16 protein-coding genes and 1 pseudogene are annotated in these 19878 nt (G+C 68.1%); 14 read left to right on the top strand and 3 right to left on the bottom strand.

Going from position 1 to position 19878, the window contains the following annotated elements:
* Nucleotides 1-230 precede the first annotated feature (230 nt).
* Nucleotides 231-1340: a hypothetical protein gene (locus tag L0U85_RS00490; RefSeq protein WP_241375645.1), complete on the bottom strand. Its 1110-nt coding sequence runs from the start codon at nt 1338-1340 to the stop codon at nt 231-233.
* A gap of 257 nt (nt 1341-1597) precedes the next feature.
* Here L0U85_RS00490 and L0U85_RS00485 point away from each other — a divergent pair, with 257 nt between their 5' ends.
* The 6 genes from L0U85_RS00485 to L0U85_RS00450 all read left to right on the top strand — a co-directional run bounded on the left by L0U85_RS00485 (nt 1598) and on the right by L0U85_RS00450 (nt 10977).
* Nucleotides 1598-2404 carry a hypothetical protein gene (locus L0U85_RS00485; protein WP_241375644.1) on the top strand — a complete coding sequence of 269 codons (807 nt, stop codon included), beginning with the start codon at nt 1598-1600 and terminating at the stop codon, nt 2402-2404.
* A 157-nt stretch (nt 2405-2561) separates the two neighbouring features.
* Entirely contained in the window at nt 2562-3383 is an 822-nt protein-coding gene (locus L0U85_RS00480; protein ID WP_241375643.1) for a hypothetical protein, read from the top strand.
* Nucleotides 3384-3907: 524 nt separating this feature from the next.
* Complete coding sequence (locus tag L0U85_RS00475) at nt 3908-4510, top strand: DUF1707 domain-containing protein (RefSeq protein ID WP_241375642.1); 603 nt, start codon at nt 3908-3910, stop codon at nt 4508-4510.
* A 290-nt stretch (nt 4511-4800) separates the two neighbouring features.
* Nucleotides 4801-7773, top strand: coding sequence for a S8 family serine peptidase (locus tag L0U85_RS20350; RefSeq protein ID WP_277605191.1), 2973 nt, complete (start codon nt 4801-4803; stop codon nt 7771-7773).
* 140 nt (nt 7774-7913) lie between these two features.
* The gene (locus tag L0U85_RS00455) at nt 7914-9416 is read left to right on the top strand and encodes a family 43 glycosylhydrolase (RefSeq protein WP_241375641.1); all 1503 of its coding nucleotides are present in this window, start codon (nt 7914-7916) and stop codon (nt 9414-9416) included.
* An 82-nt stretch (nt 9417-9498) separates the two neighbouring features.
* Complete coding sequence (locus L0U85_RS00450; RefSeq protein ID WP_241375640.1) at nt 9499-10977, top strand: family 43 glycosylhydrolase; 1479 nt, start codon at nt 9499-9501, stop codon at nt 10975-10977.
* A gap of 60 nt (nt 10978-11037) precedes the next feature.
* Here the strand turns inward: L0U85_RS00450 and L0U85_RS00445 are convergent, their stop codons facing one another.
* Nucleotides 11038-11760, bottom strand: coding sequence for a response regulator transcription factor (locus L0U85_RS00445; protein WP_347177316.1), 723 nt, complete (start codon nt 11758-11760; stop codon nt 11038-11040).
* A gap of 261 nt (nt 11761-12021) precedes the next feature.
* Here L0U85_RS00445 and L0U85_RS00440 point away from each other — a divergent pair, with 261 nt between their 5' ends.
* From L0U85_RS00440 to L0U85_RS00410, 7 genes are all read left to right on the top strand, one after another.
* Nucleotides 12022-13065 (top strand): hypothetical protein, encoded by a 1044-nt coding sequence (locus L0U85_RS00440; RefSeq protein WP_241375639.1) that lies wholly within the window; start codon nt 12022-12024, stop codon nt 13063-13065.
* Between the two features lie 14 nt (nt 13066-13079).
* A complete protein-coding gene (locus tag L0U85_RS00435; protein ID WP_241375638.1) occupies nt 13080-13808 on the top strand; it encodes a DUF2993 domain-containing protein in 729 nt (242 codons plus the stop codon).
* Between the two features lie 362 nt (nt 13809-14170).
* Nucleotides 14171-15022 carry a sulfurtransferase gene (locus L0U85_RS00430; RefSeq protein WP_241375637.1) on the top strand — a complete coding sequence of 284 codons (852 nt, stop codon included), beginning with the start codon at nt 14171-14173 and terminating at the stop codon, nt 15020-15022.
* 30 nt (nt 15023-15052) lie between these two features.
* Nucleotides 15053-15367, top strand: coding sequence for a DUF1416 domain-containing protein (locus L0U85_RS00425; RefSeq protein ID WP_241375636.1), 315 nt, complete (start codon nt 15053-15055; stop codon nt 15365-15367).
* 1201 nt (nt 15368-16568) lie between these two features.
* Entirely contained in the window at nt 16569-18131 is a 1563-nt protein-coding gene (locus L0U85_RS00420) for a hypothetical protein (RefSeq protein ID WP_241375635.1), read from the top strand.
* A complete protein-coding gene (locus L0U85_RS00415; RefSeq protein ID WP_241375634.1) occupies nt 18113-18379 on the top strand; it encodes a hypothetical protein in 267 nt (88 codons plus the stop codon). Before L0U85_RS00420 ends, L0U85_RS00415 begins: the two co-directional genes overlap by 19 nt.
* A 27-nt stretch (nt 18380-18406) precedes the next feature.
* Nucleotides 18407-19051, top strand: coding sequence for an ATP-binding cassette domain-containing protein (locus L0U85_RS00410; protein WP_241375633.1), 645 nt, complete (start codon nt 18407-18409; stop codon nt 19049-19051).
* Nucleotides 19052-19054: 3 nt separating this feature from the next.
* On the opposite strand, the pseudogene L0U85_RS20980 reads toward L0U85_RS00410, so the two are convergent.
* Nucleotides 19055-19171: pseudogene (locus L0U85_RS20980) on the bottom strand (sigma factor); the annotation flags it as partial.
* 89 nt (nt 19172-19260) lie between these two features.
* Here L0U85_RS20980 and L0U85_RS00405 point away from each other — a divergent pair.
* On the top strand, nt 19261-19878 hold the full coding sequence (locus L0U85_RS00405; RefSeq protein ID WP_241375632.1) for a hypothetical protein: 618 nt from the start codon (nt 19261-19263) through the stop codon (nt 19876-19878).

Genomic DNA, 19878 nt, shown 5'->3' with positions numbered 1-19878 from the left:
ATCACGCAGGAGACGCTCGGAATGGGATCCCCCCGTCCAATCGCAGGCATCGAGCAGCCCGTCATCTGCAACCGGGCTCTGACGGCGAAATGGAGCTCTTTTCTAGAGTGTGGGGCACCCGAGCTGGGGGTATGGAAAAGGACACGCTGTCGGCCACATAGGATTCGAGGTGCAAACCAATACGAATCCTGTTCCGCAGCAGAAGACGCCGCCCACATCGCGCCTCAAGCTCAGTCGCCGGCGTCGAGCGTGCCGGTCTCGGCTTCGAGCCGGAAGAGCCGGTCGAGCGCCGCGATCCCGTAGACGTCGGCGAGCCCCTCGGCACGGGCGAAGTCGCTGAGCAGGTCGAAGCCGTCCTCGACACCGAGCCTGCCGAGCCGGTAGGCGGCCTCGATGCGTCCGTACCACGGAAAGTTCGCGTCGACGGCCAGCGCCGAGTAGGCCTCGATCCCGCTATCGGGGCAGATCCCGTGCAGCGCTTCGGCCGCGTCGACTCCCAGGTTGTAGTCCATGCTGGACTCGACGCCCTTGATGATGCGCCACAGTGCGCATTCGGCGGCAGGGACGCTGTCCTCGGCCAGCTGCTCGGCGCAGATGATCCGCAGCCGCGGGGTGATGAGCGGCGCGGTGGCCAAGTGGCGAAACGCCGTCGCGGCCGATCCGCGGTCGATGCGGCGCAGCGTGTTCGCCGCGCTGTGGCGGACGTACTCGGAGACGGCGTCGTCGGTGACCAACTGCGTGAGGGCGTTCCCGGCTGCGCGGGTCGCGAAGTCGACGAGCGCGCTGGCCGCGTCCAGGCGGTACTGGTCGTCGACGGCGGCGTCGGTGGCGATCGATTCGAGTGCGCGGGTGCCGTCCTCGGCGCTGAAGCGGACCATGTGCTCGGCCGCCTCGAGCCGCACTTCGCAGTCCACTTCAGATGACTCGGCCACCGGCCTGAGCCGCAGAGCCATGTCGCCGCCGCCGAGGTCGACGAGGTCCTGGATGAGCTGGATGCGCAGATCGGGCTCGACGCCCTCGTTCTTGATGCTGCTCACCAGGTTCTTCATCGCCCGCTCGCGCCGCTCGGGCGGGCGCACCTCCGCGGCGGCGTCGACGGGCTCGGCGACCTCGTCGGGCCAGAAGGAGTCGCGCGGCCTGATCTCCTTGTCGAGCTTGGGGTTCTGCGCCTTTCGTCGTCGCCGCTGCCAGCGGCATGTCGCCCACGTCGCGGCGAGAGCCGGGTAGATCAGGCCGTAGCCCAAGAGGCGGTTGACGCCGATTATCTCGACCACGGGCAGCGGTGCGAGCACGCTGGAGAGCCGGGCCGTCCACAATCCAATGGGAGGGACAGTCGCCATACGTTGAACCTCGGTTTGAAGTCGGCTGGAAACCGGGAATCGGAGGTGGGGTGCTGGGGCCATAGATCGTAGCCCCCCAAGGCGAATGCAAGTCGCACTGGGTGTGCGACCGACGGTGACGGGCTCTGCTCGCGCGGCCTATGCGCAGTGGTGCCCACCGCGCGCGGCAACTGCGTGTAGCCGCCCCGCTGTACGATCGATGGACCCCGGTGACCACCACCTAGAGCCCCCCAGAGCAGACGAGGCCACAGAGAGCGATGACTTACCCGCCCGCCGGCGGCTACGACCCGCAGCAGTACCACGTGTCGAGCCAACCCCCGCAGCAGCCCAGCGACCCTTATGCCCAGGGGTACAACGCTCCCCCTCCTCAGCCGAACTACGGCCCGGGGCCCGCCCAGTACCCGCCGCCGAACATGACGCCGCCCATCGGCGTCCAGCCCGGCTACCCGCAGGGCCCGCCTCTGCCGCCGCCGATCCCGCCGGCCCAGCAGGGCCCGAACCTCGGGATCGTCCTCGGTGTCATCGTCGGCCTCGTGGTGCTTCTCGGTGTGGCCGCGGTCCTCATCGTCCCCGGCATGCTGGAGGACGACGATCCCGTCGCGAGCGGTGGGGAGACGACCGAAACCGAAGATGAGCCTGCGACCGAGGACACCACCGAGGCCGAAGAGCAGCCCTCCGAGGAGGAGGACTCTGGCGAGCTCCAGGGCTGGGGCGAGCCGGTCAGCTCCGAGGACTTCGAACCGAACTCGCCCGAGGGCGCCGCGATCTCCTGGGTCGTGGCCGCCGACAAGGGCGACAACGACACTCTCGACTCGCTTATCTGCGCGAAGCCCACCTCGGACATGGAGTGGCAGCTCGACTACCAGAAGGAGTACGGCGGGGCGGGCTACGACTTCATCATCTGGAGCGTCTCCCGCGAAGAGAACGGCGACACGCTGGCCTGGGCGAACTGGACCTGGGACGACGGAGCGCCGGACGAGGACGACATGGACAGCGGCTACACCTACACCGTCGTGGAAGAGGACGGTCAGTGGAAACTGTGCGACGCCGAGTACGGGTCTTAGGACCTGACGGCATCCGGCCGCGCCCTGACCTTCGCCTGAGGTCCGGGCGCGGGCATCGCCGCTCCATCCACAGCGGATCGCCCCGGTTCGCCGGAAGTTATCCACAGGCCGAGATTCCATCCTTGACGATGCGTGTTCACGCCGTGACACTCGATGCATGCTCCAGATACCTATGTACCGCACCGTCGCACAGACCTCTCTCGCTTCGGGCACGGGATTGCGCGAGCGCTTCGAGGACGCCTTCGAGTCCGATCCCTCCATCGTCGCCACCGGCCGCACCGCCGCGTGGATCCACGGGTTCGACATCCTGCCACCGGGATCCGAGGAATCGGACTGGCCTCTCGAATGCGCCTCGGATCTGCCCGCACCCGACACCACCGTCGTCGACGGCCTGCCCGTGACCTGCCGGGCCCGCACCCTCGTCGACTGCGCAGCGGGCCTGCCGCGGCTCGAAGCCGTCGCCGCCGCCGACCAGTTCCTCAGGGCCGGCGTCGACACGCGCAGCCTGACCGCCGTCCTCGAACGGCTGCGCGGCGACCGACTGCGCCGAGCGAACGCGACCCTGCTCGCCGCCGACCCCAGGGCCGAGTCGCCCATGGAGTCGTGGACCCGCTGCCTCATCGGCGACGCGGGCCTCCCTGCGCCTGAGCCGCATCTGCGGGTCGGAACTCCCGGCGGGCGCTCGGCCGTCCTCGGGCTCGGCTGGGAAGAGTGGAAGGTCGGCGTCGAGCACGAGGACACGGCCACCCGCGTCGATTTCGCCGCCGATACCGGCGACCGGCGGCGCCACCAGGCGCTGCGAGGCCTCGGCTGGGAGGTTCTCGTCCTCACCGGCTCCGATGTGATGGAGCATCCGCGAGGCTGGCTCGTCGGCCTGCGCGAGGCGTTGCTCGAACGCGGCTGGGCCCCTGACCTTTCGGTCCTGCACGATATCGGCGCCCGCATCGACGCCGTCGTCGACGCCATGGGCGTCGAATGAGCGCGGCGGTCACTGCGGAGCCACGCTACGATCGGGGCGAACATTGTTCGAGTCCCCCGCAGTCGGCCGTCAGGAGTGCGTGTGTCGGAAACGTCCTTCACCGGGTTCGCGCACCCGGCGGTCCCCACCATGGACGAGATCCGGGCTTGGGCGCTCGACCCGGCATCGGTGGCCCCAGAGGGCCGCCAGTGGGACCTGACGCTCGCCACCGACGAGCTCATCGACACCTGGCTCGAACTGGCCGGCGACGCAACCTGCCCGAAGCGCTCGTTCGCCCTGCACGTCCTCTACATCTACGCGGGCGACTCCGTGCGCACGAAGTTCCGCGTGCACTCGCGCAAACGCGTCGACAAGCTCCTCGACAAGGCGCAGGGGACGCGTGACCAGTATGTTGGACTGTGGGCCGCCAACACCAAGGCGCTCATCCGCCAACCGGACCTGTTCGACTACGATGAATGGTGCAACGGCGGGCTCGTTCGCAGGCCGCGGCGGCTGGCCGCCGGTTCGACCAGAAGGTTACGCACATGTCAACGCCCGACCCGAGCATGCGCGTCTCGAACGCCGAGCGCGAATCCATCATCGCCAAGCTGCACGCCGCCACCGAAGAAGGCCGGCTCGAACTCGACGAGTTCGCCGAGCGCTCCCGCGAGGCTTACGCCGCCAGGACCTACGGCGAGCTCGAGGGCCTCCTCGCGGACCTGCCCGACACCGACGGGCAGCTCGCCGCCCGCGGGGAAGCTTCCCCGGAGGCGCGGCGCGCGGCGAACACTCCCGCCGAACTCCGCTTGTCGCCCAAGGCCTCCGCGATCCAGCGCAAGGGCGAGTGGCTGGCGCCCCGCCGCATCGTGCTGGACGCCAAGGCCAGCTCGGTCAAGCTCGACTTCTCAAGCGCGGTCATCGGCACCCGCGAGGTCGACGTCGAGATCGACGCCGGAGCCTCGTCGGTCGAGCTCATCCTGCCCGACGGCGCCTATGCGGACGACGAGCTCGACCTCATGGCGGGTGCCGTCAAGAACCTGTGTGAATACAAGGGAATGCAGGGATTGCGTTTCAACGTAACCGGAAAGGCCAGGGCCAGCTCGGTCAAGATCCGGTTTCAGCATCGTTTCCTTTGGTGGCGCTGGTAATCGCTCGCCGACAGTTCGGAGCCGCTTCTTTCACAGCCTGCCCGCACGGCGAATGTCACAGCCACGTAACAGTATCGGTCGAACGTCGAATTCTCCTCATATGAGGGTTTACAGCGAGTCATGCTCACCATAGGCTCGCTTTCGTGCGCCGCTTTCCACCCTGCGCGGCGCTCGTCCCTTTGAGAGGAGCTCATCGAATGGGATCTTCGTCCCCCCATCTCTCCGGGAGACGCGCGAAGGCGCGCGTCAGATCCGGAGCCAGGATCACACTGGCGGCAGCGACCGTCCCCATGGTTATCGCAGGACTCGCCACCACGGCCGGACCGGCTTCAGCCCAGCCCGCCTCGCTGCCCGAGGTCTCGCCCGAGCACTACAAGGAAGCCCCCGCGGAGCCCGTCGAATACGAGGACGGCTACTACGTAGTCCAGCTGCCGGACGAACCGATCGCCACCTATGAGGGCGACGAGGCCGGGATCGCGGCCACCGCCCCCGAAGACGGCGACGCCATCGACTTCGACTCGCCCGAGGTCGAAGAGTACCGCGACCACCTCGCTGAGGAGCGCCGGGAAGTCCTCGACGAGCACGGCGTCGAAGCCGTCGTCGAATACGACACGGTGTTCACGGGCTTCGCCGCCCAGCTGACGGCCGAAGAGGCCGAGGCGCTCGCTGCCAGCGACAAGGTCCTGTCCGTCGCCCCCGACAAGATCTACCAGCTCGACACCGCCACCACTCCGGACTTCCTCGGCCTCGAAGGCAGATGGGGCGCTTGGAAGTGGCAGTTCGGCGACCCCGAGAAGGCCGGTGAAGGCGTCGTCGTCGGCGTCATCGACTCTGGCATCTGGCCCGAGAACCCCTCGTTCGCGGCGCTGCCCGAGCCCCGCCCGGACCAGGACCTCATCGACTCCAAGTGGAACGGCGAGTGCGAAGAGGGAACCGACGACGACCCCGCCGCCAACATCACCTGCAACAACAAGCTGATCGGCGCCCGCTGGTTCGACTCCCGCGGCGCAGCCGCCGACGGTTACGCCTCGCCGCGCGACCAGGACGGCCACGGCACTCACACCGCCTCCACCTCCGCCGGCAACTACCAGGCCGAGGTCGTCATGGACGGCGAGGAGTACGGCACGGTCTCGGGGATGGCCCCGGCCGCCCGTATCGCCGCCTACAAGGCCTGCTGGGGCGGCTGCGCCAGCGCCGACCTGGTGGCCGCCGTCGAAGCCGCCGTCGCCGACGGCGTCGACGTCATCAACTACTCGATCAGCGGAACCAACACCGCCGACTTCCTCGACCCGGTCACGATCGCGTTCTTCAACGCGGCCGCCTCCGGGGTGTTCGTGTCCGCCAGCGCCGGGAACAGCGGCCCGGTCACCGTCGCCCACCAGGAGCCGTGGACGACCACCGTCGCGGCCTCCACTCACGACATGACCTACCGCTCGGAGTTGACCTTCGGCGACACCACCGTCACCGTCGCCGCGATCAACGGCGGAGCCGAGTGGCCGATCAAGCTCGCCGCCGACGCCGCCGTCGACGGCGCCGACTCCGACGCCGCCGTGGGCTGCGACCCCGGCAGTCTGGACCCGGCGAAGGCCGAGGGCTTCGCGATCCTGTGCGAGCGGGGGAACCTGTTCACCGACATGGCGAACGAGGTCGTCTCGGCCGGAGGCCTGGCGCTGATCGTCCGCGACCAGAACGAGCGCGGGCCCGCCAGCGTGGTCACCTCGCAGCCGGCGCCGACCGTCCACCTCGACTACACCTCCGGCCTGGAGCTGGCCGATTGGGTCGCGGCGACCGAGGACCCGGCAGTCTCGATCACCACTTCGGAACGCGAGAAGCAGGTCGCGCCGTCGATGGCCGCGTTCTCCTCCTCCGGTCCGGCGCAGTCGGCCGGTCAGAACCTGCTCAAGCCCGACATCACCGCCCCCGGCGTCGAGATCCTCGCGGGTCTGACCCCGGAGGGAAACCGCGGCAACGACTACGGTGCCGCGCAGGGCACCTCGATGTCGAGCCCGCACATCGCCGGCCTGGCCGCGCTGATGGTCTCCGAGCACCCGGACTGGTCGCCGATGGCGGTCAAGTCGGCCTTGATGACCACGGCGTACCAGACCGACTCCTCGCGCCGGCCGATCCAGCGCGGCGGCGAGGACGCCACTCCGTTCGACTACGGCGCCGGCCACGTCGACGGTAGGGAGATGTTCGATCCGGGCCTGGTCTACGAGTCCGGCCCGACCGACTGGATCGAGTACATCTGCGGCACCTCGGAGTCGGCGAAGATCCCGTCGACCTGTGAGAACTTCGACCCGATCGAGCCTTCGCAGCTGAACTACCCGTCGATCTCGGTCGCGGATCTCACCGGCGTCGCGACCGTCACCCGCACGGTCACCAACGTCGACGACAAGGCCGGCTTCTACAAGGCCAAGATCGACGCGCCGGACGGCACGACGGTCAAGGTCGACAAGCGGTACCTCTACATCAAACCGGGCGAGTCTGCGACCTACACCCTCACGATCGAGCGCACCGACGGCGCGTTCGGCGAGTGGGCGTTCGGCGACTTCACCTGGAAGGAGTACGGGACCTGGGGATGGGACCGCAACGAGGTCCGCTCCCCGATCGTCGTCAAACCCTCGCAACTGGGCGTGGACGCCGAGATCGCCCTGAGCGGCGCCTCGGGCGAGTCGACTCTCTCGGGGACTTCGGGCTTCGACGGCACGCTCGGCGCCTCGGTGTCGGGCCTGGTGCCCTCGGAGGAGTCGACGGTGACGCTGACCGACCCGGACAGCTCGACGTTCCCCAGCGACGCCCCGGTCGAAAGCCCGCACGCTGCGTCGTTCGAGTTCGCGACGTCCGAGGACGCCGCGCTGGTGCGGTTCTCGACCTTCGGCGACGACCATCCGGCGGGGACCGACCTCGACCTGTTCGTCTACGAGAAGGCCGACGACGGCTCGCTGGCGCTGGTCGGCAGCTCGGCGACGGGAACGTCAGACGAGACCGTGACCCTGCCGGGCGGCCGCACCTTCGTGGTGTTCGTCGACCTGTGGGCCGGGGCGGCGAGCGTCGACACGACGCTGCACGCCTGGATCGTGCCGAGTTCGGGTGAGGGGAACCTGACGGCCTCACCGGCCGAGCAGGGCGTTAGCCTGGGCGGGGCGTTCGAAGTGGACCTTGCCTGGTCGGGGTTCGAAGCCGACGCCCGGTACCTGGGCACCGTCGACTTCAATGCTGAAGGCGAGCACATCGACTCGACGGTCGTGAATCTCACGACCTGAACCGAGTTACTGAACGAGGTGCCCGCCGCGGTTTCGCGGCGGGCGCCTTTTCACGTGATCCGGGATTGATCGCTCGTATCTGTTTACGTTAACATCGAGGCATGTTTATCCATAAAACTATCGAGTTAGGTGATCATCACATGAGAAGACGAAGAGCAGGGCTGCTCGCCGGGTTCACCGCAGCGGTCCTCGCAGCGGCGGGCCTGGCGTTCCTGAGCCCGACGGCCTCCCATGCCGAGGTCGACCCCGAGGCCTGGTACGTCCTGACCAGCCGCCATTCCGACCTGGTCCTCGACATCGAGGGCGCCTCCTCCCAAGACGACGCGGCCCTGATCCAGTGGAACCGCACCGACACGACCAACCAGCAGTTCCGCTTCGTCGACGCAGGAGAGGGGCACTACCGCGTTCAATCCCGGCACAGCGGGAAAGTGCTCGGCCTGGCCGACCAGAACACCGCCGACGGCGCCGAAGTCGTGCAGGAGAGCGACACCGGCGCCACCGACCAGCAGTGGAGCGTCACCGAGAACGGCGACTACGCCACCCTCGTCAACCGCCTCTCGGGCAAGGCGCTCGACGTCTGGGAGTGGTCGACCAGCCCCGGCGACCGCATCTCGCAGTACGACCCGACCGGCGGCACCAACCAGCAGTGGCAGCTCGTCGAGATCGGCGGCGGCGACCCGGACCCCGAGCCCGACCCGGAACCCGGCCCGTCCGACTGCGACAACCCGCCTAGCCAGCCGGGCAACCTGAGCGGCAGCCTCGGCGCCCACGACCCGGCGCTGTGGGCGGGCTGCGACGGAGAGCCGTGGTACGTCTTCGCCACCGGCGACGGCAGGTTCGGCGACGGCAACATCCCGATCCGCCGCTCGACCGACAACGGTCGGACATGGCGGGACCTCGGCCACGTCTGGGACACCAAGCCCGCCTGGCTCTCCCAGCAGATCCCGGGAGTCGACAACCTGTGGGCCCCTGAGATCCACTACGACGCCGACCAAGGCAAGTACTACCTGTACTACACGGCCTCCACGTTCGGCTCGCAGCGCTCGCTCATCGCCCTGGCCACCAACACCACGCTCGACCCCTCCGCTCCCGGCTACCGCTGGGTCGACGAGGGCATCGTGTTCGAGTCACGCGAAGGCGACGCCTACAACGCGATCGACCCGAACATCATCGTCGACGACGACGGGACACGCTGGATGGTCTACGGCTCCTGGTGGCGGGGCATCCACACCATCGAGCTCGACTGGCCGTCCGGCAAGCCCGCCTCCGGCGCCTCGCCGATCCGGCTGGCGACCAAGGACGGCGGCATCGAAGGGCCCTCGATGATGAAGCGCGGCGACTACTACTACCTGTTCGTCTCGCTGGGCCGCTGCTGCGCCGAAGCCGAATCGACCTATCAGATCGCGGTGGGCCGCTCCACCTCCCCGACCGGTCCGTTCCTCGACTCGAACGGCGTCGACATGCGCAACGGCGGCGGGACCGTCGTGCTCGCAGGCCACGGGGGCTTCGTGGCCTCCGGCGGCCAGTCGCTCCATCGCGGGCTGATGGCCTACCACTCGTACGGCTCGAGCGGCGGGTTCGCGCTCGGCATCGAGCAGATCCAGTGGAACGCCGCCGGCTGGCCGGTCCTGGACGGCAACTGACCTTCACCCCGGGTCGCCCCGGCCCCGCGGCCGGGGCGACCCGCCCTCACACCACAGCAACGACTCCCTTTGGAGCGCAATCATGTCCAGACCCATTCGCAGACGCGCGCGCAATCTGATCGCGCTCGCGCTCACCGCGGCCATGGCCGCCTTCGGCCTCGCCGCCGCCTCCCAGGCTCCGGCGCAGGCCTCTGTCACCCCCGGCACCTGGTACGTCATCACCAGCGTCCACTCCGGTCTCGCCCTCGACATCCAAGGCGCCTCGACCGAGACCGGCGCCATCTTGACGCAGTGGAACCGCACCGACGCGACCAACCAGCAGTTCCGCTTCATCGACGCCGGAGACGGCTACTACCGCATCCAGGCTCGTCACTCCAACCAGGTGCTCGACGTCTACGAGTGGAACGCCGACGACGGCGCGACCATCGCCCAGTGGACTGACCTGGGCGGCACCAACCAGCAGTGGTCGGTAACCGAGCACGACGACGGCTCCTACTCCTTCATCAACCGCTTCTCCGACAAGGCCCTCGACCTGTGGGACTTCTCGACCGAGCCCGGCGCCCGCATCTCCCAGTACACCTACACCGGCGACGCCGTGCAGAAATGGGAGCTCGACACCGTAGGCGACGGTTCCACCTCCAACCTGACCAACCCGATCCGCGAGAACGGCGCCGACCCGTGGATCGAGTACTGGGACGGCTACTACTACCTGTCCACCACGACGTGGGACTCCACGGTCATCATGCGCCGCGCCACCACCCTCGAAGGCCTCAAGACCGCCTCCGACACCGTCGTCTGGGACGACTCGGGCGTCTCGAACCGCTGCTGCTCGCACTGGGCGCCTGAGTTCCACCGCATCGACGGGACCTGGTACCTGATGTACACCTCGGGGAACTCCCAGACGAACTTCGACGGCCAGAAGCTCCACGTGCTGCGCTCGACCAGCTCGACGCCCATGGGGCCGTATGAGTTCATGGCCACCCCACTGCCGAACCAGTGGAACATCGACGGCTCCTACCTCGAACTCAACGGGCAGCTGTACCTGCTCTGGTCGGAGTGGATCGGCTCGGACCAGACCGTCCGCATCGCGCTCATGTCCAACCCGTGGACGGTGACCGGCTCGCACAGCACGATCGCCCGGCCCTCCCACAGCTGGGAGACCGTCGGGGCGCGGGTCAACGAGGCCCCGGCCGTACTGCAGCATGACGGACAGACGTTCATCACGTTCTCGGCCTCCTCCTGCAACACGCCCGACTACAAGCTCGGCCTGCTGACGTACACCGGCGGCGATCCGCTCCAGCCCGGCTCCTGGTCGAAGCGGTCGACTCCGGTCTTCCAGCAGGGCAACGGGGTCTACGGGGCCGCGCACAACGGCTTCTTCACCTCCCCGGACGGCACCGAGCACTGGCTGGTCTACCACGGCAACACCTCGCCCGACCAGGGCTGCGGCAGCACCCGCCAGACGCGCGTCCAACCGTTCACCTTCAACGCCGACGGCACCCCGAACTTCGGCTCCCCCATAGCGAACGGAGTGACCCTCCCGACGCCCTCAGGAGAATGAACCTGGTGTTAGACGAAACCGGGGCCGCGATCCTTTCGGATCGCGGCCCCGGCCGACGTTCTACGCATCCACTCTTTCGGGCTCCGGTTCGTGCTCGCGGAGGTTCTCCGGCGGCGGGGCGACGAACTTGTAGCCGACCTGGCGGACGGTGCCGATCATCGACTCGTACTCGCTGCCGAGCTTCGCCCGCAGGCGCCGCACGTGGACGTCGACGGTCCTGGTGCCGCCGAAATAGTCGTAGCCCCACACCTCGCGCAGCAGCTGCTCGCGCGTGAAGACCCGCCCGGGATGCTGGGCGAGGAAGCGCAGCAGCTCGAACTCCTTGTAGGTCAGGTCCAGGGGACGGCCCTTGAGCTTCGCGGCGTACGTGTCGGGGTCCACGGTGAGGTCTCCGGCTCGGATCACCGCCGGGCCCGCCGCGGCGGCGGCGTTGGGCTTCCCGGTGGCCAGGCGCAGCCGCGCCTCCACCTCGGCCGGCCCCGAGCTGGCGAGCAGGAAGTCGTCGACGCCCCAGTCGGCCTGGAGTGCCGCCAAGCCCGCCTCGGTGACGATCCCGAACAGAGGCACCGTCAGCCCCGTCGCCTGGAGGACCCTGCACGTGGCCCTGGCGTCGGCCAGTTCGGTGCGGGCATCGACCATCACCGCGTCCGGGCTCGGTCCGCTCAGGAGCGCACGCACGTCGCGGCCCGCGTAGCGGGCGCGGTGGGGCAGCAGTTCGAGCGAGGGCAGGATCGACTCAGGGGACTCCGGAACCGGATTCGAGGTGAGGATCAGTATTTCCACAGCAGTCCTCCGCTGATCTTGAGCACACGCGGTCTTCGCTTCCCGACGTCGACGGCGGGCGGCTTTACAGACGGTAGGTGGAGTCTTGGATAAGTGTAAACGGTCACCAGGCAAAAGACCAGCTTCACCTTCCCGAAACCTCACCATGCGGGATCACAGCGGTGAGCGGTGACCGAAAAGAACACTTCATCCCCCAGACACCCCCTCCTCACGGGAGCGAAGGTGAACGGTTCTTGGGGGCCTTGCCGTAGGCTGTCCATCGTGTCGTACAGCCGACCCGACGAGTCCTGGGGCTACGAGCCCCCAGAGCCCGCTCGGCCCACCGACGGCCCCGCGTGGGGCGGGCAGGAACCACCCGCCGAACCGCCCCGGCCCGGGCGGCGCCGCTCCATGCGCTCCCGTCGGTCCGCCCGCGCCTCGGACGAGCCGGCCCCCGAGCCCGCCCCGCGCACCGGCGAGCACGAAGCGGACCCGGACCACACCATGCCGCCGCCGAGCCCTCACCTGCTGCACCGCCTCCCGCCGCTGGCGGCCACGGTCGTCATCAGCGCCGGCCTCATCCTCGGCGCACAGCTGGAACGCCCGGCCTACGCCGTCGGAATCGCGGTCCTGCAGCTGGCGATGCTGCTGTGCGTGACCTGGACGCGACGCATCGACGGCACCTGGGTCACCCTCGCGGTCGGCGCGGGCCTCGCGATCGCCGCCGACTGGGCCGCGGTCGCGTGGACGCCGGTCTCGCTCATGCCGATCACGGTGCTGCTCGCGGGTGCGTTCGTCGCGACCGCGGCCGCGCAGCTCGTGCGCCACGAGCACGCGGGCGTCATCGAGAGCGTCGGATTCACGATGCTGCTGTGCGTCGCCGTGACCGGCTACGCCAGCTATATAGCCCTGTCGCGCCTCGGCGCGGCCCCGCCGGCCATGTACTCGGCCGTCGTCGCAGCCGGCACGGCCATACTCGCCGCCCGCGCCGTCGACCTGGTCATGCCCGATCCGCGCATCAACCGCCAGGTGACGCGCGGCGCGTTCGGCGTCGTCATCGGCACCATGTGCGGCACCGCATCGGCCGCTTACGCGGGGCTCGTCATCGAAGGCCCCGAGCCGCGCAACGCCGCCATCGGCGGCCTCCTCATCGCGCTCACCGCCGTCCTGGTCGACCTGGCCTGCGGCTACATGGCCGCCGCGCGCCGCATCGACGGCGAGGGCACCGCCCCGCACCCCGTGACCGACGTTGCGGGACCGCTCCTCGCGTTCGCCATCACGGGGCCGGTCGTGTATCTGTTGAGTGCTTACTACATCATCGACTGAGTGGAGACCACTCCGTGGGCAAGATCCTCCGCCGCATCCTCGTCCCCCTTGTCATCGTCGTCGCCCTTGTGGCGCTTGGTGACCGGATCGCCAACGCGATGGCCGAGCGGCGCGTCGCGACCGAGGTGGCCGACACCGCCGCCGAGCACGGGGCCTATTCCGACCATCGCCCCGACGTCACCATCCACGGCTGGCCGTTCCTCACCCAGGCCTGGTCGGGCGAGTTCGAGCAGATCGACATCGAGATGCGCGAGGTCGGCGCCGAGGGCCTGACGTTCCCCTCGCTGGACATGGTCGCCCACGACGTGGACGCCGACTGGCGCGAGATCGCCGACGGCACCTCCGAGATCACGGCCGCGCGGGTCGACGTCTCGGGCACCGTCTCGGTCGAGTCCCTGGAGACGCTGCTGCGCGAGCGCACCGGCTACGACATGACCGTCAACGACGACGGCACCGCCTCGGTCACGGCCGTCGCGGAGGCCGCCGGGTTCGAGATCGAGGTGGAGGGCACCGGGGCGATCGAACTGGGCGAAGGCGCGATCCGCTTCTCGCCGGACATCGTCGAGGCGCTCACCGAGAGCCTGCCGCCGGGCTCGGACGCGTTCGTCGAACGGGTCAGAGACGAGATGTCCACCGTGATCGACCTGCCGGAGCTGCCGTGGGGCATTCAGCTCACCGAGATCGCGATCGCTGAGGGGAACGTGGAGATCTCCGGCTCGGCGCCGGACGTGGCCCTAGTCTGACGGCGCTGCGCGACAGCCCACAGTCCGCATGCCGAGAAGGCATGTGGCCAGGGGGCGGGAAGTCTGCTAGCGTTCTGCCCATGCGCAAGCCGATGCTCACCAAGAGGCGTGCGATCGACTTCTGCACGATCGCGACCACGCTCTGTCGAATGCCCTAGGCGGCTCGTCCCCCAGGCAGGACAGTCGCCGCTATGCGGCCCAGGCGTGCGCAAAATCTTAGAGCAAGGCTTCAATCCCCGTCCACGGCAAGCTTCCGCCTGGATGATCCCTGCTCGATCTTCTCCGCGCTCAAGCGCCGGGCCCTCCTTGCGAACTCAGTGAAATCAAACTTCAGTCACATTTACGTTCAGGAGAGAACAAACATGGCTCGTGAAGACGTGCTGGTAACCGCCGACTGGGCGGAAGAGAACCTCGACACCCCGGGCGTGGTGTTCGTCGAAGTCGACGAGGACACCTCCGCCTACGACACCGGCCACATCAAGGGCGCCGTCAAGATCGACTGGAAGGACGACCTCCAGGACCCGGTCCGCCGCGACTTCGTCAACCAGGAGCAGTTCTCGCAGCTGCTCTCCGCGCGCGGCATCGCGAACGACGACACCGTCGTCCTCTACGGCGGCAACAACAACTGGTTCGCCGCCTACGCGTACTGGTACTTCAAGCTGTACGGCCACGCTAGCGTCAAGCTCCTCGACGGCGGCCGCAAGAAGTGGGAGCTCGACGCCCGCCCGGTGACCACCGAGGTCGTCAAGCGCGAGGCCACCACCTATGTGGCCAAGCCGCAGGACGCCTCCATCCGCGCGCTGCGCGACGAGGTCACCGCCGCGATCGGCACCAAGAACCTCATCGACGTCCGTTCCCCCGACGAGTACGCCGGTCGCCTGCTGGCCCCGGCCCACCTGCCGCAGGAGCAGAGCCAGCGCGCCGGCCACGTCCCGACCGCGCTGAGCGTGCCGTGGAGCAAGGCGGCCAACGAGGACGGCACCTTCAAGTCCAACGACGAGCTCCGCGAGATCTACGTCGGCGAAGCCGGCCTGGACGAGGACAAGTCGACGATCGCGTACTGCCGCATCGGCGAGCGCTCCAGCCACACCTGGTTCGCGCTCCGCGAGCTCCTCGGCTACGAGGACGTGAAGAACTACGACGGTTCGTGGACCGAGTACGGCTCGCTCGTCGGCGTGCCGATCGCGCTCGGCGACGAGCCCGGCACGAAGTAACCCCGGCGACGGAAACGAGAGGAAAAGCCAATGGCTGCAGACGGATGCGGTGCACCCGCACAGGACACGGCCCTTCCGGCGTCGGTCGACATCGAGAAGGAGACCGTGCTGACCGGTACGGTCGTCAACGACGAGGGCGAAGCCGTGCAGGGCGCTTACGTGCGACTGCTCGACGGCTCCGGCGAGTTCACCGCCGAGGTGGTGACGGGCGAGGGCGGCCAGTTCCGTTTCTTCGCCGCGCCGGGCAAGTGGACGCTGCGGGCGCTGTCGCGCTTCGGCGACGCCACCGGCGAGGTCGAGGCCGCGCAGGGTCTCAACGAGACCAAGCTGGCCGTGAGCCGCTAAGAGAGTTCTTGGTCCCGGTTCGATGAATCGGTCCTGATGAGCGAGCCTCAGATGAGGCTCGCTCATTTTGCTTGATATGACCGGCGAACGCCCTGCATATACCGGTGATCTCTCCGCTGAGCGGCGAGCGTTGATCGAGCCGATCGCCTCCGCCTGGCGGGCCGATTGAGCCGAGCGGGCAGGGATCAACGGCCAGGTCATGACCTGCGCCAGATGGTGAACGCGATCCTGTACCTCAACCGGACCGGCTGCCGGCCCGCCTGCCCCACGACTTCCCACTCTGGCAAACGGTCTACTACTCTTGCGCCGCTTAGAAGAACGAAGGCCTTACCGAGCGAATCAACGACGCGCTGCCCACCGCTCGACGCAAGCACTCCAAACGTGCGCCCCGCCCGAGTTCGGCGATCGCCGACGCCCAGCCGGTCAAGACCTCGTCCGACGTCCCCGAGTCTTACCAGGGCATTGGTGTAGGCAAGAAGATCAAGGGCCGCAGCGCCACATCGTCACAGACTTCCTCAGTCTGGCCGTGGTCGTCACCGCCGCCGAGCCCAGATCGAATCGTCTGCGACCCGGATCGCTCAAGGAGGGGCAGGCCTAGCCTGAGTGAGCCACCACGACAGCCCGGCCAGCCCGAGCCCGACCGGCGGCCGAACCCGAGGGGCGAGAGCCCTTCCCGGGCGATGGCACACCGTTCGAGGTCGCCCTCTGGCGGGTGCGGCACCAGCGCAACGACGCTCCCCGACGCAGCCTCGGCGACGGCACCGCCCCGGCATGAAGCCCGGGCGGGGGCACAAGGCGCGGCATCATTCCCGCCGCGCAGTGCCCCCGCTTGGCGTTCCCGAGCCGATCCCTGTCGCTGAACCATGTCGAAGGAGCTCGTCGGCACTGAAGCCATCCCGTCGCGCGCTCTGCGATACGTGCCATATGCGTCTGAACTCTCACTGTGAGTGGCAGATATGAGCTACTTCATATCCGCGTGCACACGCTTCATGGCTGTCCTTGGTAGGCTTTCCTCCGAAAAGTGACGATAACTCCCGCCCCTGGACGACCCGGCGCCTCAGAGGAACAACTACGTGGACTCCCATGCCGCCGCCCTGGAACCAAGCGACTACCTTTCAGCCCGCCAGAAGCAGGTGATCATCTGCCTCCAGGTGCTTGTAGGCGGGAGACCGCCTGCGGGCCGTAGGCGCGGAGTAGATGAATGATCAACAGAAGCGTGAGATTCCTGCACTTGGCGAACTGGATAGCCGCGGCGTTCCTTGCGTTCGTCGTGGTCGTGCAATGGGACGAGGATTCGCCGTTGCCCGCCGAGGCCTCCCTGACCGTGCTGACGTGGGACGATTCTTCCAGCGTCGAGGAGTTCAGGGCCGAGGCCGAGGACTTCGCCCGCGAGAACCAGATCACGTTCGCGCAGGAAGTGGTCGACCTCGACGAGCGGCACGCGGTGCGCCACTTCTACCTGGTGGACGGCGACCCGTCCACGGGATCAGACTGGCTGACCGGAGGCTACAGAGACTTCTCCTCGGCCGTGACAACGCGGATTGACGACTTCGAAGAACTCGGGAACCACACCCCGATCGGCAGGTACTACGTCTTCGGTGACGCTGCCGAAGCCGCTGAGCTGCAAGGGTTCTTCTCCGAGCATGGAATGGAGGCCGACGTCGTCCGGTACGGCGCGTCGCGCGGCGTCTCCATGACCGTGTACACGGCCCTGGCGATCATGGTCTTCTTCACCATGGCCGTAGTCGGGGCGGGGGTCCTCTCCGGAGTCAAAGCCTACGGAGTCGGCCGACTCCACGGGCTTTCCTACAGCCAACTGCTCTTCGACGACATCCGCGGAGCCGCCGGAATCTGGGCACTGTCCGGAATAGGGGTCACGGCTCTGGCGGCGGTCGCGATCGGAGTGTACAACGGCTTCTCCTCGCCGGCGGCCTTCTTCATGGGGATGATCGCGGTCGACCTGGTGCTCACCACCGCGGCTCTCCTCGCGAACGCCCTGGTGCTGGCGCTGGTCATGAACGTTCGAATCCAATCGGCCCTCAAGGGGGAACTCCCGGGACGCAGCGCTTCGACCATCGCGTACGCGTTGCGGCTGGCCGCGGTGTACGTCGCGATCAGCTCTGCCGCGACAGCGATCACGACGGGACTTGACGTTGCAGAGCGCGATCGGTCCTATGACGCCTACGAACGCATGGGAGACATCGCAGGCCTGGAACTCGGGAACGCCTACTCCGTCGAGGATCAGAGTGAACTCGACCGAGTGGTCGGACCGTGGCTGCGCGACCAGGATCGCGAAGAGAACGTGATACTGGTCGAACAGGGAAGGATCTCCAGCCCCGACCCCGGGTTGAACGGCCGGACCGTGCTGTACGTCAACGAAACGTTCCTCGCGGGCCAGGAGATCCGCATGGAAGACGGGGGAGGCTACAAGGGCGTCGCCGACGAAGGCGAAATCGACGTGCTGGTCCCTGCCGCGTTCTGGGGTGACCGGGCCGACCTGGCGGAGGAACTCAGCCTGGAGCCCAAACTGATCGAAAGCGCGGCCGAGACCGTCGAGTACGAGCCGAAGGCCATCGCAGACGGACAAGAGTTCTTCACCTATCTCCCCCCGTCCGACACTCCGGTGGCCGCCGTGGAGTTCACCGCTCCACAGGCATACGTGACCGATCCAGTGGTAGTCGTGCTCGGCGAACGAAGCGGAACTCCCAATGGATATTCGCGCGCCATACGAACGGCTGGCGGTTCATGGCCGTTCATCGCGTAATCCTGGCCCTCGAAACACTGGTGCTGCTGGTACTGGTCGGCCTGATTCCGTACGAGGTGTGGTCGTTGGGGCGCCAGGTGGACGCCTACCGGCAGATGGGGATGCCGGTTCCGGACGACGCCGTGTCGATGACAGCGGGCCAGTGGGCGGCGATCGGACTCCTCGCGGCGGTGGTCGCCGGAGGAACCTTGGCCGCCCTGGTCCGCTCCCATCACCGTGTCGTCCGCGGCGGAGTGAGCGAGGCATAGGAAATGACTGCGAACGGGAGAGACACCGTGTTGGAGACCGAAAACCTGGCGATATCTTTCGGCAGCAGGGAACTGTGGTCCGGCGTGAGCGTCACGGTCAAGTCGGGGCAGATGGCCGCTCTCACCGGGCCGAGCGGCTCGGGAAAGTCTACTTTGCTCAACTGCATCGGCATCCTGGAACGCCCCGGCACCGGGGCGATCCGATTCGACGGACGTGAACTGACCGGAATGGGACCCGGCGCGGCCAGGAGGTTCCGGCGCGATGCGCTCGGATACCTCTTCCAGAACTACGCTCTGGTGGAGAACGCCACGATCGCGCAGAACCTCGGCGTGGCGCTGCGGGCACGCGGCAGGCGCGGCGGCGACGCGAGGCGTGCGACGGCCGAGGCCCTGGAACGAGTGGGCCTCCGCGGGAGGGAACGTGATCGGGTCAACAGCCTCTCCGGCGGCGAGCAGCAGCGCGTGGCGCTCGCCCGCCTACTGGTCAAGGAGCCGAGCATTGTGCTCGCCGACGAACCGACCGGCGCATTGGACCGCGGCAACTCCGAAGTGGTCGTGAAGCTGCTGCGAGAGATGGCGGATGCGGGGGCGTGCGTGGTGATCGCCACCCATGACGACTGGGTTCGCGACCAGTGCGACGAGGTCGTCGCCGTCGACGACTACACGGGCTGAGGCCGCTTCCTGGACCGCGTCCTCGGCCTCGGCGACGGTGCCGAGGAGGCCGTAGGCGACACCGACGAGGCGGGGTCTGAGGTCCTCGAAGACTGCGGCGGTGGCGTTCGGTTCGTTCATGTCAGGAGGACGAGACGAGCGGCCGAAGTGTGACGGACGAGCACCGATTGTGGTCGGCGTCTCAATAATCGATGAGGCAGACTGTTGGCGTGTTCTCGAACCTCTCCCCGATATGGCGCAAGCGCCTGCGCGTCATCGTCGCGGCGTGGGCGCTGCTGCTGGTCGCGGTCGCGTTCCTCGCCTCGGGCGCATCGGTACGGGAGCAGGTGGAGGCCCCGCGGGCCCGCGAGGACATGGACGCGGTCATCGGCGAGGCCGCGCTGTACTTGACCGGCGAGGTCTACTTCCTCAGCGTCGGCCCGCTGGAGGTCGGCGAATGCGACGTCACGCCGCTGCGACCGGGTGTGGCCTTGGCGAGGACGCTCATGATCGAGCGGAGCCACGAGGTGGCGCTCGAAGGGCTCGCCGATCGGTTCGGGCTCGCCCGCTCCGGCTCGGCCGCGCCGACCTGGATCGGCACGACCGCGGGCTACATCGAGGTGCGGGTCACCGAGATCGATCCCGGCATCTCCCAGGTCAGGGTGAGCACCGGATGTCGGCCGGCCGACGGCCTCGGTGTCTTCCGGCCCGCCCCGCCGGCGGAGGCGGACGCGTCGTGGAACTTCGGCGCGGTCGACTGCCCGGGCGGCGGCCGGCTGGAGAGCTGGACGACGCCCTCGACCCGGCAGCCTCTCGCCGTCGAGGATTCCGACGGCGGCTGCGTCTGA

This window comes from Glycomyces sp. L485 (assembly GCF_022548875.1).
Classification (GTDB): domain Bacteria; phylum Actinomycetota; class Actinomycetes; order Mycobacteriales; family Micromonosporaceae; genus Glycomyces.
Note: the sequence above shows the minus strand (reverse complement) of the source record. Positions and strands in the feature narration are given on the sequence as shown.

What these genes read in the sequence shown, in the direction of transcription:
- L0U85_RS00485 (WP_241375644.1), top strand. Translation starts at nt 1,598, where the DNA reads ATGACTTACCCGCCCGCCGGCGGCTACGACCCGCAGCAGTACCACGTG.
- L0U85_RS00480 (WP_241375643.1), top strand. Translation starts at nt 2,562, where the DNA reads ATGCTCCAGATACCTATGTACCGCACCGTCGCACAGACCTCTCTCGCT.
- L0U85_RS00415 (WP_241375634.1), top strand. Translation starts at nt 18,113, where the DNA reads ATGGCCGTTCATCGCGTAATCCTGGCCCTCGAAACACTGGTGCTGCTG.
- L0U85_RS00425 (WP_241375636.1), top strand. Translation starts at nt 15,053, where the DNA reads ATGGCTGCAGACGGATGCGGTGCACCCGCACAGGACACGGCCCTTCCG.
- L0U85_RS00420 (WP_241375635.1), top strand. Translation starts at nt 16,569, where the DNA reads ATGATCAACAGAAGCGTGAGATTCCTGCACTTGGCGAACTGGATAGCC.
- L0U85_RS00450 (WP_241375640.1), top strand. Translation starts at nt 9,499, where the DNA reads ATGTCCAGACCCATTCGCAGACGCGCGCGCAATCTGATCGCGCTCGCG.
- L0U85_RS00430 (WP_241375637.1), top strand. Translation starts at nt 14,171, where the DNA reads ATGGCTCGTGAAGACGTGCTGGTAACCGCCGACTGGGCGGAAGAGAAC.
- L0U85_RS00490 (WP_241375645.1), bottom strand. Translation starts at nt 1,340, where the DNA reads ATGGCGACTGTCCCTCCCATTGGATTGTGGACGGCCCGGCTCTCCAGC.
- L0U85_RS00475 (WP_241375642.1), top strand. Translation starts at nt 3,908, where the DNA reads ATGTCAACGCCCGACCCGAGCATGCGCGTCTCGAACGCCGAGCGCGAA.
- L0U85_RS20350 (WP_277605191.1), top strand. Translation starts at nt 4,801, where the DNA reads ATGGTTATCGCAGGACTCGCCACCACGGCCGGACCGGCTTCAGCCCAG.
- L0U85_RS00455 (WP_241375641.1), top strand. Translation starts at nt 7,914, where the DNA reads ATGAGAAGACGAAGAGCAGGGCTGCTCGCCGGGTTCACCGCAGCGGTC.